The 15796-nt window shown below is 67.5% G+C and carries 14 protein-coding genes; 4 read left to right on the forward strand and 10 right to left on the reverse strand.

Annotated elements, in window-relative coordinates:
* Positions 1–72 precede the first annotated feature (72 nt).
* Genes lldD through ACZ1J6_RS02240 form a run of 9 tightly spaced genes read right to left on the reverse strand, consistent with a single transcriptional unit; the run spans position 73 to position 9141 of the window.
* Positions 73–1203: an FMN-dependent L-lactate dehydrogenase LldD gene (lldD, locus tag ACZ1J6_RS02200; protein ID WP_134094293.1), complete on the reverse strand. Its 1131-nt coding sequence runs from the start codon at positions 1201–1203 to the stop codon at positions 73–75.
* A complete protein-coding gene (locus ACZ1J6_RS02205) occupies positions 1200–2009 on the reverse strand; it encodes a kinase (protein WP_134094294.1) in 810 nt (269 codons plus the stop codon). The genes lldD and ACZ1J6_RS02205 overlap by 4 nt, the downstream gene beginning before the upstream one ends.
* A complete protein-coding gene (locus ACZ1J6_RS02210; RefSeq protein WP_134094295.1) occupies positions 1993–2952 on the reverse strand; it encodes a 2-hydroxyacid dehydrogenase in 960 nt (319 codons plus the stop codon). Before ACZ1J6_RS02210 ends, ACZ1J6_RS02205 begins: the two co-directional genes overlap by 17 nt.
* Positions 2949–4115, reverse strand: a complete 1167-nt coding sequence (locus ACZ1J6_RS02215) for a fumarylacetoacetate hydrolase family protein (protein WP_134094296.1) — start codon at positions 4113–4115, stop codon at positions 2949–2951. Before ACZ1J6_RS02215 ends, ACZ1J6_RS02210 begins: the two co-directional genes overlap by 4 nt.
* Positions 4116–4117: 2 nt before the next feature.
* Positions 4118–4888, reverse strand: coding sequence for an enoyl-CoA hydratase/isomerase family protein (locus ACZ1J6_RS02220; RefSeq protein ID WP_132266946.1), 771 nt, complete (start codon positions 4886–4888; stop codon positions 4118–4120).
* Positions 4885–6021 (reverse strand): extracellular solute-binding protein, encoded by a 1137-nt coding sequence (locus ACZ1J6_RS02225; protein ID WP_134094297.1) that lies wholly within the window; start codon positions 6019–6021, stop codon positions 4885–4887. Before ACZ1J6_RS02225 ends, ACZ1J6_RS02220 begins: the two co-directional genes overlap by 4 nt.
* Positions 6018–7208 carry a CaiB/BaiF CoA transferase family protein gene (locus ACZ1J6_RS02230; RefSeq protein WP_134094298.1) on the reverse strand — a complete coding sequence of 397 codons (1191 nt, stop codon included), beginning with the start codon at positions 7206–7208 and terminating at the stop codon, positions 6018–6020. Before ACZ1J6_RS02230 ends, ACZ1J6_RS02225 begins: the two co-directional genes overlap by 4 nt.
* Before the next feature lie 11 nt (positions 7209–7219).
* On the reverse strand, positions 7220–7966 hold the full coding sequence (locus ACZ1J6_RS02235; RefSeq protein WP_134094299.1) for an SDR family NAD(P)-dependent oxidoreductase: 747 nt from the start codon (positions 7964–7966) through the stop codon (positions 7220–7222).
* Positions 7963–9141, reverse strand: coding sequence for an aldose 1-epimerase family protein (locus ACZ1J6_RS02240; protein ID WP_134094549.1), 1179 nt, complete (start codon positions 9139–9141; stop codon positions 7963–7965). Before ACZ1J6_RS02240 ends, ACZ1J6_RS02235 begins: the two co-directional genes overlap by 4 nt.
* Positions 9142–9214: 73 nt before the next feature.
* On the opposite strand from ACZ1J6_RS02240, the gene ACZ1J6_RS02245 reads away from it, so the two are divergent.
* Positions 9215–9574 (forward strand): L-rhamnose mutarotase, encoded by a 360-nt coding sequence (locus ACZ1J6_RS02245; protein WP_134094300.1) that lies wholly within the window; start codon positions 9215–9217, stop codon positions 9572–9574.
* Positions 9575–9617: 43 nt separating this feature from the next.
* Here the strand turns inward: ACZ1J6_RS02245 and ACZ1J6_RS02250 are convergent, their stop codons facing one another.
* Positions 9618–10361: a FadR/GntR family transcriptional regulator gene (locus ACZ1J6_RS02250; RefSeq protein WP_134094301.1), complete on the reverse strand. Its 744-nt coding sequence runs from the start codon at positions 10359–10361 to the stop codon at positions 9618–9620.
* Between the two features lie 150 nt (positions 10362–10511).
* On the opposite strand from ACZ1J6_RS02250, the gene ACZ1J6_RS02255 reads away from it, so the two are divergent.
* The 3 genes from ACZ1J6_RS02255 (at position 10512) to ACZ1J6_RS02265 (ending at position 15765) form a co-directional block, all read left to right on the forward strand.
* On the forward strand, positions 10512–11666 hold the full coding sequence (locus ACZ1J6_RS02255) for a mandelate racemase/muconate lactonizing enzyme family protein (protein ID WP_134094302.1): 1155 nt from the start codon (positions 10512–10514) through the stop codon (positions 11664–11666).
* Complete coding sequence (locus ACZ1J6_RS02260; RefSeq protein ID WP_243841013.1) at positions 11666–12937, forward strand: MFS transporter; 1272 nt, start codon at positions 11666–11668, stop codon at positions 12935–12937. The genes ACZ1J6_RS02255 and ACZ1J6_RS02260 overlap by 1 nt, the downstream gene beginning before the upstream one ends.
* Before the next feature lie 80 nt (positions 12938–13017).
* Positions 13018–15765, forward strand: a complete 2748-nt coding sequence (locus ACZ1J6_RS02265; protein WP_134094304.1) for a TonB-dependent receptor — start codon at positions 13018–13020, stop codon at positions 15763–15765.
* Positions 15766–15796: the final 31 nt, after the last annotated feature.

Genomic DNA, 15796 nt, shown 5'->3' on the forward strand with positions numbered 1-15796 from the left:
TCCTGCTCCCTCAAACTTATGTTGTATGACGTATTACATAAGCGAGGGGCGCTGCCAACTCTTTCCGGCCGGTTACACCAGCATGTCGCGGGTAATATCCTTCACCAATGTCACGCCGCTCAGGGCCATCGTGACTTTCATGCCCTGGGCGATGAGGTCGAGCAGCCTGGTCACGCCGGCCTCGCCTTCCGCCGCCAGCGCGTAGATATAGGCCCGCCCCAGCAACACGCCGCGCGCGCCGAGCGCCAGCATGCGCACCACGTCGAGGCCGGTGCGGACGCCGCCGTCGACCAGCACGGTCAGTTCGTCACCCACGGCATCGGCGATGGCGGGCAGGGCCTCCGCGGTCGAGATCGCGCCGTCGAGCTGGCGGCCGCCGTGGTTGGAGACGATCACCCCGTCGGCGCCGAGCCGCACCGCGTCGCGCGCATCGGCCGGATCGAGCACGCCCTTGACGATCATCTCGCCCTGCCAGAAGTCGCGGATCCATTCGAGGTCGGACCAGGTGATCGATGGATCGAAGTTGGCACCCAGCCAGCCGATGTAGTCGGCAAGGTCGGTCGGCTTCTGCCGGTAGTGGGAAATATTGCCGAGATCGTGCGGTCGGCCCAGCAGGCCCACGTCCCAGGCCCAGCGCGGGTGCGTGACCGCTTGCAGCATCCGGCGCATCGGCGCGGCGGGGCCGCTCATGCCGGAATGGGCATCGCGGTAGCGGGCACCCGGCAGCGGCATGTCCACGGTGAACACCAGCTTGGTCACGCCCATCGCCTGCGCCCGTTCCAGCGCGTGCCGCATGAAACCGCGGTCCTTCAGCACGTAGAGCTGGAACCAGATCGGCGCGCCGCTGGCCGCGATCACGTCGGCCAGCGGGCAGACGCTGACGGTGGAGAGGATATAGGGCACGTTCGCCGCCCGCGCGGCGCGGGCCACCTGCAATTCGCCGCGCCGCCGCATCATGCCGCCAAGCCCGATCGGGGCCAGCATGACCGGCATGTCCATCGTCTCGCCCAGGATCCGGGTCTCGAGGCTGAGCGCGGAGACATCGCGCAGCACGCGCTGGCGCGGGCGCACGGTTTTCAGCGCCGCGCGGTTGGCGTCCATCGTCTCCTCGGAGAAGGCCCCGCCATCGACATAGTCGAACAGGAACGGCGGCAGGCGGCGGCGCGCCGCTTCGCGAAAGTCGAGCGGAGAGGAAACGATCATGAAGGGTCCCTGAGACTGCGGTCGGGATTGAGGTGAAGCACGAGGTCGGCCCGGTCCGGCATCTCGGCGAGGATGTGGCGGGTAAGGCGCTCGTAATGCTGCACGAAACGGTCGAGCGCGGGGTCATCCATGACCTGCGAGCCTTGCGCTTCGCCGCGGGCGATGCGGTCTCGCAGGACGTCCTCCTGCTGTCCGCGCCAGCCGCGCACAACCTCGAAGCCGGGCGCAGCGAGCAGGACGAGACGGTCGATGCGCGCGAAAAGCGCCGCGTAAGTGCTTTCCAGCAAGCTGTTCACATGGCCGCGCCAGACGGCGTCCGGATCCTCATCGCGTTCGAGGGCGTTGATCGGCGCCGCCAGCGCGGATTCGCCTTGAGGGCGGGCAGCCAGGCACCAGCCTTCGAAAACGAGCAGGTCTAGCCCGGCGGGAACGGGATCGCCGGTGGGCACGGGTTCGTCCCGGCCCTTGTCGAAGCGGGGCAGGGTGACCGGCGCACCGGCGCGGATGGCGTCGAGCAGGGCAGTGCCGCGCGCGGCATCGTGTGTGCCGGGTACGCCGCGCGTGGCGAACAGCGGATGGACTTCGCGCGCCAGATCCGCGCGCGCGGCGCGGCCGAGGTAGAGGTCGTCGAGGGAGAGGACCGCGACGCGGCGGCCCAGCGCCTCTATCCGCAACTTGAGGTCTTCGGCCAGCGTGGATTTGCCCGAGCCCTGCGATCCGCAGAGGCCCAGTACCAGTGGGCCGCTGCGCGGCGCCTCCAGCCAGCCCCGGACGGCCGCGGCGACCCGCTCAGACGACTGGGTCAAGCAGTGGTTCCCCCGCGAAGAAGCGGTCGAGGTTGTCAGCGACTTTCATGCCCATGGCGGTACGCGCCTCGATCGTCGCGCTGCCGAGATGCGGCAGCAGGACGACATTGGGAAGGTCGACGAGCGCGGGGTGGACCTTGGGTTCGGCTTCATAGACGTCGAGGCCCGCGGCGGCGATCTGCCGGGCAGAGAGGGCCTCGGCCAGCGCCGCTTCGTCGATCAGGGTGCCGCGCCCGGTGTTCACCAGCACGCCGTGGGCAGGCATTCGCGCCAGCAGGGCGGCATCGACCATGTGCCGCGTCTCGGCGCCGCCGGGCGCGTGAAGGGACAGCATGTCGGCGCGCTCGGCCAGTTCGCCGAGGTCCGCGAAGTAGGCGTCTTGCGGCATGTCCGGCGCAGGGCGGCGGCTGTGGTAGGCGATGCGCATGCCGAAAGCTTCGGCCCGCTTCGCTGTCGCCCGTGCGATCCGCCCGAATCCGACGAGCCCCAGCAGCTTGCCCGAAAGCGACTGGCCGACAAGGTGCGTCGGCCGCCAGCCCGTCCATGCCCCGGCGCGAAGCTCGCGCTCGCCTTCTCCGGCGCGGCGGCTGGCCATGAGCAGCAGGGTCATGGCGATGTCCGCGGTGGCCTCGGTCAGGACGTCCGGGGTATTGGTGACGGCAATGCCGAGGGCGCGCGCGGCGGCGAGATCGATGTGCTCGAAGCCGGCGCCGTAATTGCCGATGATGCGCGCGCGGCGATCGTCTACTTCCATGACCGCGCGGGTGATGCGGTCGGTGACGGTGGGGCAAAGCGCGTCATGCTCGCGCATCGCCGCGGCCAGTTCGGCCTCGCCCAGCGGTATGTCGGTATCGTTCAGGGTGACGTCGTAAGCGGCGGCAAGCCGGGTCTCGACCGCTTCCGGCCAGCGGCGGGTGAGCAGGATTTTCGGCTTCGCGCTCATAGCAGCCCGCGCCCCGCCAGGTTGCGCATCAGGGCGCCGGCGCCGAAGTCCCAGGGCGCGCAGCGGTCCGTGGCGGTCACCCGGTTCACCAGCGCGCCCAGCGGGCCGGCGGCGATTTGCACCACGTCGCCCGTCTTGTGCGTGAAGCCATGCCCCGGCTCGTCACGGTCCTGCGTCGGCGCGAACAGCGTGCCCAGGAACAGGACCAAGCCGTCCGGATAACGGTGATGCGCGTTGCGTGCCTGCGCCGCGAGGTCTGCCGGCGCCCGGCTGATCTCGCGCATTTCCGAACGTCCCTGCATCACGAAGCCATCCTCGCCGGTCACTGTCAGCGTGAGGCTTAGGGTCTCTACCGAGGCAAGGTCAAACGCTCCGTCAAACAGGCGCACGAACGGCCCTATCGCGGCAGCGCCATTGTTGTCCTTGGCTTTTCCGAGCAGCAGGGCGGAGCGGCCTTCCACGTCGCGCAAGTTGACGTCGTTGCCCAGCGTCGCGCCGACGATCCGGCCATCCGAGGCGATGACGAGCACCACTTCGGGTTCCGGATTGTTCCAGGTCGAGGCGGGGTGGACGCCGATTTCGTGGCCGGTGCCTACGCTGGCCATGGGCTGGGCCTTGGTGAAGATCTCCGCATCGGGACCGATACCGACTTCGAGGTACTGGCTCCAGGCGCCGGCCTCGATCAGGGTCCGCTTGAGCGCCATGGCCTCGGGCGAGCCGGGCCGCAGGGCGCGCAGATCGTCACCGACGAGGCCTCGGACTTGCGCGCGGATCCCGGCGGCGGCCTCGGGATTGCCGCGCGCGCGTTCCTCGATCACGCGTTCGAGCATGGACGTGACGAAAGTGACGCCCGCCGCCTTCACGGCCTGGAGGTCTATCGGCGAAAGCAACCAGGCGCGCGCGGCATCGCGCCTTGCCGGATCGCTGTTGGCAAGGATCGCCGCCAGCGGGCCGAGGTCCTCGCCCTGAGCCTGGCGCAGAGCGGTTGCCGGATCGGCTGCTTCGCACAAGTCGCGCGCCGTCGGGAAAGCGGCGCTGATGTCGGTCACGCGTTCGCCGTCGATACGCACCAGCGAGGGGCCTTCCGCCTCGGGCCGCCAGACGCGGCCGAACAGCAGGGCGTGGGGGTCGGCCGGGAGGATGGCCGCGGGCGAGAGGTCCATGTTCAGCGCCTTTCGAACACGGGCGCCCGGCGCTCCGCGAAAGCGGCGCGGCCTTCGGCGGCGTCGGCAGTGGCGAAGCAGATGGCCTGCAAGTCGCGCTCGTACTCGATGGCTTTTTCGTAGGGCATCTGGTGGGCGGCGCGCAAGTTGAGCTTGGCGGTCTCTGCCGCGATCGGCGCGCGCGCGGCGATCTGGCCGGCGATTTCGCGGGCGCGGGGCAGCAGGGCGTCCGGCTCGGTGACCTCGCTGACGAGGCCCCATGCCTCGGCGCGGGCGGCGTCGATCATCTCGCCGGTATAAAGCATCAGCGCCGCGTTCGACATGCCGACGGAATGCGTCAATCCCACTGCCATGCCGCCGCCGCCGATCCAGCCGAGCTTGATCTCCGGCGCGGCGAAGCGGGCATGGACCGAGGCGATGCGGATGTCGCAGGCCATGGCCGTTTCCAGCCCTCCGCCGAGCGCATAGCCGTTGATCGCCGCGATCACGGGCTTTCGGCAGGCCCGCAGCGCGTCGCAGTAGTCCTGCCGGTTGCGGAAGTCCCACGGCGTTGCATAGGCATCGAGAGTCGCGATGTCGGAGCCGGCGCTGAACGCCTTGGCCCCCGCCCCGGTGACGATCGCCACGCGGACCTCGTTCGAGGTGTTGCAGGTGGCCACGGCCTCGACCAGCGCCTGGGCCATGTCCGGCGTCATGGCGTTGAGCTTTTCCGGGCGGTCGAGCGTGATCGTGGCGATGTGATCGGCGATTTCGAAGCGCAAGTTGGCGCTCATGTCTCGGTTCCCTCGATGTGGTGGCGGGCGAAGGCGGCCTCGATATCGGCGAGGACCGGCGCGGCGGGTTCATGGGCGAGCAGGCCTTCGCGCAGGCGGGCGGAGGCTTCGGTCTGGAAGGCGATGGCGCCGTCATGGCGGGGGCGCAGCGAGGCCGCTTCCAGCGTGGCACGGGTGGCGGCGTAGAAGCCGCGCCACTCGTGGTCGACGGCCGGATCGTCCCATGCCCGGCGCAAGGCGGGCTGGCCATCGTGGGCCGGGATGAAGCGGCGCTGGGCTTCCTCGCCCATCAGCCACGACAGATGCGCGCGCAGTTCGTCGGTCACCGTGCAGCGGCGCGAGACGGCAATGCCGGTGCCGCCGAGCATCGAGCCGATCCCGGCGCGCCCGCGCGGGGCATCGGCGAAGGCGGCGCCTTCCTTGGCGTAGTTCACGTAGCCGTAGACGAGCGGGACCAGCGCGAGGTCCTCCCCGCCCGACAGGGCTTCGAGCAGGGCGATGGGGTTCTGGTCGATCCGGGCGCGGGTGGCATCGCCCGTCAGCGCGGCCATCCATTCGTAAGCTTCGCGGCCGGTTTCGGGATCGACGAAGCGGTCCCCGGGCCGGTCGTTCGAAGACAGCGACGCCGCGATGGACTGGAAGGTGAGCGCGGCATGGGGGCCGGACAGCGACAGCGCCACCGGTTCACGCCGGGCAAGGTCCACGACCGCCTGCCATGTCGTGGGCGGCGTCCCGATCCGTGAGGGGGCATAGGCCATGACCTGGCTTGCCGCGTCGAGGGGCAGTGCCCAGTGCGCGCCGGCATAGTGGTAGCTTGCCAGCGAAGGGCCGATCGCGGCGGTTTCCAGCGCGGCCAGGGCTTCCGCGCCGACGACTTGCGCCATCGGGATCAGGCAGTCCTGCGCCACTGCCTCTCCGACGTGCGGATGGTCGAGCACGATGAGGTCGTAGCGCTCGGCAATGTCGGCGATGGGATGGGATTCGAACCCTTCGAGCGGATGGCGGTCCCAGGCGATCGACAGCCCCTGCGCTGGCGCGACGCTTGCCGCGGCCGCCTCCAGCGCGCGGTAGCCGCGCGGATGGTCCCAGGTGAGGCCGCGGTAGGCAGGCCCGGCCGTTTCGACGTCGCTCATGTGTGCTGGCGCACCACGCCGGACTCGATGAGCTGTGCGATGTCCTCGGCGCTGCGGCCGGCTTCGCGCAGGATGTCCTCGCTATGCTCGCCCACCAGCGGCGCGCCGCGCGTGATCGCGGAAGGCGTGCGCGAGAAGCGAATGGGGAAGCCGGGCACTTTGACGCGGCCTTCGGTGGGGTGATCGTACTCGACGAACGTGCCGTTGTGCTTGATCTGCGGATCCTCGACGAGGTCGGCATAACCGTAGACCGGGCCGCACCAGATGTCGGCGGCGCGGAACTTCTCCAGCCAGTGTGCCGTGGGCTGCCGGACGAGGTGGCCCCGGATGCGGGCGAAAATGGCATCGCGCTGGGTCCAGCCGTCGCGCTCCTCCTCCATGCCGGCGAAGAAGGGGTCGTCGAGTTCGCGCGCCAGCGTTTCGAAGCGCGCCATCGCCAGTGTCATGTAGCCGTCCGCCGTCTCGAACACGCCGTAAGGCGCGCGGATGTAGCTGTGCGCATGAGGCTCGGCCGAGCGGGTCTGCGGCTTGCCGCCGACGGTGAACACCGACAGCTCCTGCATCTGGATCGTGGTGATGGCATCGAGCATGTTGACTTGCACGAGCTGCCCTTCGCCGGTCCGTTCGCGGTGGAACAGGGCCGCCAGCGCCCCTTCGAAGGCGCTGTAGGCGGCGATGGCATCCACGAGGTACTGGCCGGCGGGGGAAGGCGGCGCGCCTTCGCTGCCGGCCGAGAGCATCGCGCCCGACATGCCCTGCAGCAGCAGATCCTGCCCCGGCAGCATGCGATAGGGTCCGTCCTCGCCGTAGCCCGACATCGAAACGTAGATAAGGCGCGGGTTGATGGCGCTCAGGGTCGCGTAATCGACACCCAGGCGCTCGGCCACGCCGGGGCGGTAGTTCTGGAGAAAGACGTCGGCGTCCTTCACGAGGTCCAGCAGCACGGCTTTGCCCTCGGGCGACTTGAGATCGATCGCCAGCGAGCGCTTGTTGCGGTTGAGCGAGAGGAACGAGACGTTGATGCTGTTGCCCGCCGCGCCGCCCGCCGAGGCATGGCGCTGCCATTCGCCGCTGGTAGGCTCTACCTTGACCACGTCCGCGCCCATGTCGCCCAGGCGCTGGGCGGCGAAAGGCCCGGCCATGGCGATCGAGCAGTCGAGCACGCGGATTCCATAGAGGATCGTCATTTTCTGGTCCTTCAGGACATGGTCCAGCCGCCGTTGACCTGCAGCGTCTGTCCGGTGATGAAACCCGCCTCGTCGGCGGCGAAGAAGGCGATGGCGTGGGCAATGTCGGACGCGGTGCCGCGCCGCTTGATCGCCTGCGCATCCAGCACCATGCGGTCGTACCCCTCGGGATCGGGGTGGATTTTTTCGGCATCGGTGGGGAAGGCGCCGGGGGCGATGGCGTTGACGGTCACGCCCCAGGGTCCGAATTCGCGCGCCCAGGCGCGGGTCAGGCCGACCAGCGCGCCCTTGGAGGCGACATAGGGGGACAGGTTCGCCCAGCCGCCCGAAAGGGTGATGCTGGAGATGTTGACGATCCGCCCGAAGCCTTTCGCACGCATCCCCGGCAGCACGGCCTGCACCGCTACGATTCCGGCGTCCACATTGATGCGCTGGACGAACTGGTGCTCCTCGATCGTGTAGTCCTCGAAAGGCTTCGAGGGATAGATCGCGGCGTTGTTGATGACCACGTCGATGCCGCCGTGGCGCGCGGCCAGGGCATCGAGCGTGGCGCGCAGGCCGGGCAGGTCTGCGAGATCGGTGCGCGAGACGGTCAGCCGCCCGGGTCCGCGCCCTTCGGCTGCAGCCACGAGAGCGGCGATCTTGGCATCGTCGTTATCGAGGGCGATGACATGGGCGCCGCGTTCGATCAGCAGCAGCGTGGTGTCGAGGCCGAGCCCGCCGGCGGCGCCGGTATAGAGGATGGTGCGGCCCTTCACGCGGCGCCTCCGATGGCGGGGAAGTTGCCGGTGGGAACCGGATACTCGTCCTCGGGCTGACGCGCTGCTCCGTCGATTCGCGCGATGGCGGCAGAGACGGCGGCCTCATCCGGCAGGACCTGCAGGACCGTGTCGTAGCGGCGCTCCTCGCCGTGATCGAGCAGGATCAGTTCGCCGCGCTCGCGGGCGAAGTCCTTGCCGAGGACATGATTGGTGGCCGGCTCGATACCCACCGCATAGTGGCCGGCGTGGAGGTTCTGCCACTCGAACATGCAGGGGAACTGATCCTTGCGGGTGGTGACGGAGAAGCCGAACCCGATGGCCTCGTTGACCAGGGCGACTTCGACCCGGCCTGCCGCGTCGGGCGCCATGTCGTGCTGCCAGACCTGCTCGTGGAAGTTGACGATGGGCGCCGGCATTGTCCGGTAGCCCACGCCCTGCCGGCGGTAGTCGTCGGCATGGGCGGCCCAGAGCACTTCGCGCACCGGCGCCACGTAGCGCGCGCCTTCGGCGACGACCGGATGGCCGACGTTGATGTGGTAGCAGAACATGTGCGGCGTGGTGTAGAAGCCGTGGTTCACCACGCGGTCGGTCATGCGGATCTCGTCGCTGCCGAGGTCCGCCTCGATGCGCCGGATGAGGTGCAGGTCCTCGCCGAAAACGGTGGACTGGCGCACCACGCCTTCGGCCCAGAAGGTGCAGGAATCCCCCTCCCAGCGCTCGCCGTAGCCGGTGAGCTGCGCGGGGATGGTGCCGACGCGGCCGTGGAGGGAGGAGGAAACGACCTCGCGCGGGCCGTAGTTGTAGTGGCCTGCCGGATCGTCGTGCATGAACAGGATATGGTCGAGGCCGCAGGTGATGTTCAGGCCCGACATCGAGCGGAACCAGCCGAGGCCGCCTTCACCCTCGTAGTCGTGCAAGGCCGGGTTGCGGAAGCCGGAGGGCGAATGCCAGCCAACCGCGCGCCCGGCGTGATCGCACTCGGCGATGTCCATCGCGCGGTCCACCAGCACCGTGAAGCGCAGGCCGGACCCGGTGCGGAATTCCAGCAGGCGCACGCCGCGCTCGACGCCGTCGCCCAGCGTCATCAGGCGCACGCCCGCGAACTGCGACAGGGATCCGGTACGCTCGGCGAGATGCCGTCTCGACATCTGCGCGCCATATAGCAAGGCCATGCCTGCCCTCTCCATCTTGTAAGACGTATGATGAATACGTAAGGAGATGGGGGGCGTCAACCGGGAGAGTGGAATGAGCCAATTCGTGCGCAGGTGCTTCGCCGTGGACTTGGTGGACGAGCCGGAAATGATCGCGCGCTATCGCGCCTGGCATGCGCCTGGCGGCCCGCCCGCGGCCGTGACCGAAGCGATCCGCGCCGATGGGGTGCGCGATCTCCAGATCTGGCTGGTGGGCGACCGCATGTTCATGACGATGGAGCAGGATGCGGCCACGGCCGCCGATGCGGAAGGCAAGGCGGCGCGCGATGCGGCCAATCCGGAAGTGCAGGCGTGGGATGCGCTCATGCGCACTTTCCAGCGCCCGCTGCCTTTCGCGCCGGACCGGACCTGGGCCGAAATGGAGCGGATCTACGCGCTTTCGGAGCAGCCCTGAAGGCGGCCGCGCATGGCCGAGCCGGAGGACCCGACCCGGGCGGCTAGGCCTGAGGGCCGCTCGCCCGGCGCCGCGCCCATGACGATTCGATATGTTCGCGCATGGCTTTCGACGCCGCTTCGGCATCGCCATCGACGATCGCCTGGTAGACCTTGCGATGCGCGGCATGGGTGTTGCGGACGTGCTCGACATTGAGCGTGCCCGAATAGCCGTGGGTGTTGAGGGCGCGCGACTGGATGCCGTCGATGATCGCCTTGCTCAGGCGGTCGCCCGACATGCGCATGATCACATCGTGGAAATTCACGTCTTCGTGCACATAGGCTGCGGGGATTTCCACCAGGCTTTCCAGCTTGTCGATCTGGGCCTTGAGTTCGGCCAGGCTCTCTGCCGTGGCGCGCTTCGCCGCCTTGGCCGCCATCGAGGCTTCGAGGGAGGAACGGATTTCCGAAAGGTTGTCGAGATAGGCCAGGCCGTCCTCGCGCCGGAACAGCGCCGCCAGGATCATCGGGTCCAGCAGGTTCCAGTCGCTCTGCTCGCGCACGATGGTGCCGCGTCCCTGCAGCGAGACAACGAGGCCCTTTTCAGTCAGCGCGGTGGTCGCTTCCCGCACCACGGTGCGGCTGACGCCGAAGTGGTCGCACAGCATGTTTTCGGGGGGAAGGGCCGAACCGGCGGGATAGACTTCGGTGACGATGGCGCTGACCAGTTCCTCGACCACTGCTTCCGCAAGGCGCGGACGCCGCCGTGTCTTCGCGGGCGCTCCGAGGCCGACAACCCTATCCTGCATGCTCTTTTACGCCCTTGATTCATGGTGACGCGCGTTCTTGGCGCCTGATTTACGCTGAACCGACTTGACCAAGCGCGTCAAGGGTTGTCAAACGACATAGATCATACATAATACGAATTACGAACAGGCCTTAGGTCAGGGGATTCCCGAATGAAGATCACAGGCTACCGCAGCCTCACCGCCTTCCACGACTGGCAGCGCCCCGTGGGCGACGTCAACGGCATCGTCGAATCGGGCATTACCGAAGTGCCGGTCCTGCTGGTCGAGACCGACGGCGGGTTGACCGGCATCGGGCTGGGATCGCACCGCGAGATCGACCGGCTTTTTCCCGCCGTGGAAGGCGCGGATCCGCGCGGGGTCGCTACGCTCTACGATGCTATGCTCTCGCATGTCTTCAAGAGCGGCCATGCCGGCGCCACGTTCGGAACGATCGCGGCCATCGACATGGCACTCTGGGACCTGAAGGCCAAGATGGCGGACGAGCCGCTGTGGCGCACGCTCGGGGCCGGGGACCGTTTCGTGCCGGGTTATGCCTCGGGCCTGTGCTACGGCCTCGATGACCAGGCTTTCGCGACGCATTACACCCTCTGGGCCGAGCGCGGATTCACCGCCGCCAAGATCAAGGGCGGACGCGACCTGGACCGCGACATCGCCCGGCTCGAAACGGTGCGCGGCATTCTTTCGCGCAACACCACGCGCCCTGCGGTCATGCTCGACGTCAACGAAGCGTGGAACACCAAGCAGGCGATCCGCCACCTTGCCGAGATCGAGAAGCGCGTCGACCTGACGTGGATCGAAGAACCGGTGCGCCGATGGGACGCGGCCGGGCATGCCCAGATCGCCCGCGCCGCGCGGACGGCAGTGGCGACCGGCGAGAATCTCACCGGGCTGGAGCAGTACGGACCGTTGTTCGATGCGCAGGCGGTGGATATCGTCCAGGCGGGCAGCGTCTGGGGGATCACACATTTCAATCGCGTCGCAATGGCCGCCCATGTGCGGGGATTGCCGGTATCGCCGGTGGCCTACAACGCCAATCCGGTCGCGCATGCGGCGGCCGCACTGCCGAACATGATCGGCATCGAAGTGCAGGACTTCGGCTTCCCGACCGGCTTCACGGTCGACCAGCAGATCGCCGAGGGCGGCATCATCCTCGGTGACGCGCCGGGCCTCGGGATCTCGATCGACGAGGCCGCGGTGGCCCAGTCCGTCACTGCCATCGGCTGGGGCGAGCGCGGCGGCCCGCATCGCCGGCCGGCCGGCGCGGGGCTTCGGCTCGTTCCCGATACGCGGCGGGCGGCGGAATGATGCACGGCTCTGCAACCCAGGGCGCAGAGGCCCGAACGCCCTGGGTCCAGGGTGCGGCGCGCTGGCGCCTGCAACTGTCGCTCATGGTGAACTTCTTCCTGCTGATGGGGCTCTACAGCGGTGTGCTGGGCGTGCTGCTCCCTAACCAGATCGCGGAGCTTTCTCCCGCGTCCAAGGAGAACAACCTCGCGCTGCTCTTCGCGATCACTTCGGTATTCTCCACGCTGGCGACGCCGATCGCGGGGGCTCTGTCGGACCGCACGCGCAGTCGTTGGGGACGGCGCGCGCCGTGGATCGCCATCGGCTCGCTGATCGGCTCTGCATCGCTGTTCGGGGTGTCGATGATGACCGGGTTCTGGTCGCTCATGGTGCTCTGGGTCATGGCGGCGGTGGCCTACAATTCGATGCAGCCGGCGATGACCACGCTGATCGCGGACCGCTTCGCGCCCGAGACGCGGGGCAGTGTTTCCGGCATAGTCGGCGCGGGCATGACGGCGGGGCTGACTGCAGGCACGGTGGTGGCAGGCTATCTCGCCTCGCAGCGGATGCTGGCATACGGTCTTTTCGCGGGCGCCATCGCCGCATCCTGCGTGGCTTTCGTCGCGCTCAACCGCGAACCGCCCAGCGATGCCCTGCCGCGCCGCCCGATCCACTGGGGCGCCTTCTTCAAGAGCTTCTGGATCAGCCCGCGCGAGCATCCCGATTTCGCCTGGGCCTTCGCAAGCCGCTTCACGATCTACATGGGCTACCAGGCGGTGGCGGCCTACCTGCTCTATATCCTGCGCGACTACGTGGGGCTGGGCGACGACGCTTCGAACCTGGCCATTGCCAACATGGCGATGGTGACGCTGGTGTGCCTCGTCGTCTCGTCGCTGGCATCGGGCTGGCTTTCCGACCGTCTGCAGCGGCGCAAGCCCTTCGTGATCGGCGGCAGCCTCTTCATGGGCGCGGCGATGGTTGCGCCGCTGCTGGCACCCTCGATGGCCGGGATGTGGGTCTACGCGGCGGTGATCGGGGTGGGCTACGGCATGTTCATGTCCATCGACATGGCGTTGATGACGCAAGTGCTGCCCAAGGCCGCGCTGGGCGATGAGGGCAAGGACCTGGGCGTCCTGACTACCGCCGTGAACATCCCGCAGATCATCAGCCCGGTCATGGCCGCGGTCCTGCTCGGGATCTTCGGCGGCGACTACCGGGCCATCTTCATCGCGGCGGTGGTCTTCGTCTTCGGCTCCGCACTCTGCGTGCTGCCGATCAAGTCGGTGCGGTAAACATCATACATATGATGTAAGTTGACATGAAAACGATAGCAGGTCATAAGATCTGCAAAGAATTTGGAGGGAGAGTCGAGATGTCGAACGAGGGAAGGTTTCGCAGTGCGGCCAGGTCGGCGCTGCTTTTTTCTGCCGCATCGGTGCTAGCGCTGGCAACTTCGGCGCAGGCGCAGGAGGCCGTGGGTAACCAGGGCGCTTCGGAGGCTGCCGACAGCGAGGCCGAGAACGTCATCATCGTTGCCGGCATCCGCGCCAGCCAGAAGGTCGCGATCGACATCAAGCGCGATTCCATCGCGGTTGTGGACTCGATCGTCGCCGAAGACCTGGGCAAGCTGCCAGACCAGAACGTCGCGGAATCGCTCCAGCGCATCGCCGGTGTGACCATCGAGCGCAACCGCGGCGAGGGCCGCTACATCACCGTGCGCGGCTTCGGGCCGAAGTTCAACGCGGTGACCGTCAACGCCCGCACGCTCGCCACCGACAACAACGGCCGCGAGTTCTCGTTCGACGTCATGCCCTCCGAAATCATCTCGGGTGCGGACGTCTACAAGTCGCCCCAGGCCAACATCAACGGCGCCTCGATCGGTGCCACCGTCGATGTGAAGACCCTGCGCGCGATCGACCAGAAGGACCAGTTCGCCATCAGCGCCTCCGCCGGGCAGATGTGGGCGGAGCTGGCCGACAAGTTCAATCCCGAGGTTTCGGGCGTGGCGTCCTGGCGCAATGCCGACAAGACCATCGGCGTGTCGATTTCGGGGGTCTATACCAAGCGCGACACCCGCAACGACGAATTCACCATCGGCGCGGGCCATGTCTATCGCTCCAGCACGGACTCCTACTACAACGCCGGCGGGGTTCCGGGCGCGCGCATCGGGCCGAACGTGGCGCCGTTCAGCCGCGTCTCGATGCCGTCGAACCTCTCGCCGTTCTTCTTCGAGCGCAGCCTCGAACGCTACGGCTTCTCCGGCTCGCTGCAGTTCCGGCCGACCGACACGCTGACGCTGTCGTTCGACGGCCTCTACTCCAAGGCGGACTTCCGCGAGCAGCAGACCGGCCTTGCCTACGACTTCTCCGGCGGCACGCTGGTGGAGCAGGTCGTGGAGGACAACGAGGCCGTCTACCAGCGCTACCAGGGCGGCTTCGTCGACCAGATCCTGCAGTATGACCACCGCAAGGTCATGACCAACCAGTTCGGCGGCAACATCGAGTGGAAGCCCACCGAGACGCTCAAGATGAGCTTCGACGCCTCGCGTTCCAAGGCGGAACGGCGCGGCAAGGAGGACAACCTCTTCACCACCATCCGGCGCAAGAACATCGACTTGTGGTTCGATCGCCGGTCGGGCAGCCCGATCTACGAATACGGCTTCACCAGCCCGAACTACCCCAATGCCTCGACCAACCCCAACGGCATCACCGCGCACTATTACATCTGGGGCGGCGGCACCGATGTCGACGACAAGATCGAGGAATACCGCTTCGACAACGAGTGGAAGGCCACGTCCAACCTTTCGCTCTTCGCGGGCGCCATGTATTCGCGGCGCACCAAGACGCTGACGGGCGACGAGATGCCCTTCGGCGAGCAGTGCGCCTATTGCGGCTCCGACCGCGTCCTGCCGGCTTCGCTGTTCAGCCCGACCAACCGCAACTTCTTCCAGGGCAGCGGCCCCAGCAACATCGTCCGCGACTGGGTGATCTACAGCCCGCAGCAGCTCGTGGGCGTGATCGACCAGTTCGCGGCCGCGGACGGGAAGGCGTTCAACCCGGCCGTATTCTCGCCTTCGGCCTCCTCGGTCGTCGATGAGAAGGTGAAGATCGGCTATTTCATGGCCAACTTCACGACCGACCTCGGGTCGATGCCGCTGACCATCAACGCCGGCGTGCGCTACGAAGGCACGACCTACACCTCGACCGGCGCATCGCGCACGGTCCTCAGCGCCCAGCCCAATGGGCAGGGGCAGAACATCATCGTCGTTTCGCCCATCGTGCCGGTCGGCTTCGAGGGCAAGTACCATGACTGGCTGCCCTCGGTGAACATCAAGCTGGAGGCGACCAACGAACTGATCCTGCGCCTCTCGGCCTCCAAGGTGATGACGCGCCCGACGCTGACCGACCTCTCGCCGCGCCAGTCGATCCAGACGAACCCCGGCAACGAGACGATCAGCCGCGGCAATCCCGACCTCAAGCCGTTCCGGGCCAAGCAGGTGGAGGCCGACATCGAGTGGTACTTCACCGGCAACGCGCTGCTGTCCGCGGCCGTGTTCTACAAGAAGATCGACTCGTTCGTGACGCTGGTGACCACGCCGCAGCTGGTAGACCAGGTGACGTTCCAGGTGACCGTGCCCGACAACGGCAAGGGCGCGACCGTAAAGGGCTTCGAACTCGGCTATCGCCAGGCCTTCACCACCCTGCCTTCGCCTTTCGACGGCCTCGGCGTGCAGACCAGCTTCAACTACACCAAGTCGAACGCGAACTACACGAACCAGGTGGCGGGCGTCTCCTACGGGCTGGAGGGGCTTTCCAAGACCTCCTACAGCCTCGTCGGCTTCTACGAGAAGTACGGCGTGCAGGCCCGCCTCGCCTATACCTGGCGCGACAACTTCCTGCAGGTGGCCTCGGGCCGTAACGGCGAGCCGGAGTATTTCGACGCCTATGGCCAGCTTGACGCGGGCCTGTCCTACGAAGTGACGCCGCAGTTCACCGTCTTCGCGGATGCGCTCAACCTTAACGATGCCAAGGAGTTCATCTACTCCGTCAGCACCGATCGCACCAAGGAGTACCGCAAGACCGGTCGCCGCTTCTCGGGCGGTGTCCGCGTCCGATTCTGACGACCATCCGTGGTGGACCGGGGGCGCCTGT

It is taken from the genome of Novosphingobium sp. BL-S-21 (assembly GCF_055521655.1).

Coding starts and splice junctions, on each gene's coding strand:
- ACZ1J6_RS02215 (WP_134094296.1), bottom strand. CDS start 4,115: ATGGACCTCTCGCCCGCGGCCATCCTCCCGGCCGACCCCCACGCCCTG.
- ACZ1J6_RS02265 (WP_134094304.1), top strand. CDS start 13,018: ATGTCGAACGAGGGAAGGTTTCGCAGTGCGGCCAGGTCGGCGCTGCTT.
- ACZ1J6_RS02250 (WP_134094301.1), bottom strand. CDS start 10,361: ATGCAGGATAGGGTTGTCGGCCTCGGAGCGCCCGCGAAGACACGGCGG.
- lldD (WP_134094293.1), bottom strand. CDS start 1,203: ATGATCGTTTCCTCTCCGCTCGACTTTCGCGAAGCGGCGCGCCGCCGC.
- ACZ1J6_RS02260 (WP_243841013.1), top strand. CDS start 11,666: ATGCACGGCTCTGCAACCCAGGGCGCAGAGGCCCGAACGCCCTGGGTC.
- ACZ1J6_RS02245 (WP_134094300.1), top strand. CDS start 9,215: ATGAGCCAATTCGTGCGCAGGTGCTTCGCCGTGGACTTGGTGGACGAG.
- ACZ1J6_RS02255 (WP_134094302.1), top strand. CDS start 10,512: ATGAAGATCACAGGCTACCGCAGCCTCACCGCCTTCCACGACTGGCAG.
- ACZ1J6_RS02220 (WP_132266946.1), bottom strand. CDS start 4,888: ATGAGCGCCAACTTGCGCTTCGAAATCGCCGATCACATCGCCACGATC.
- ACZ1J6_RS02210 (WP_134094295.1), bottom strand. CDS start 2,952: ATGAGCGCGAAGCCGAAAATCCTGCTCACCCGCCGCTGGCCGGAAGCG.
- ACZ1J6_RS02225 (WP_134094297.1), bottom strand. CDS start 6,021: ATGAGCGACGTCGAAACGGCCGGGCCTGCCTACCGCGGCCTCACCTGG.
- ACZ1J6_RS02230 (WP_134094298.1), bottom strand. CDS start 7,208: ATGACGATCCTCTATGGAATCCGCGTGCTCGACTGCTCGATCGCCATG.
- ACZ1J6_RS02240 (WP_134094549.1), bottom strand. CDS start 9,141: ATGGCCTTGCTATATGGCGCGCAGATGTCGAGACGGCATCTCGCCGAG.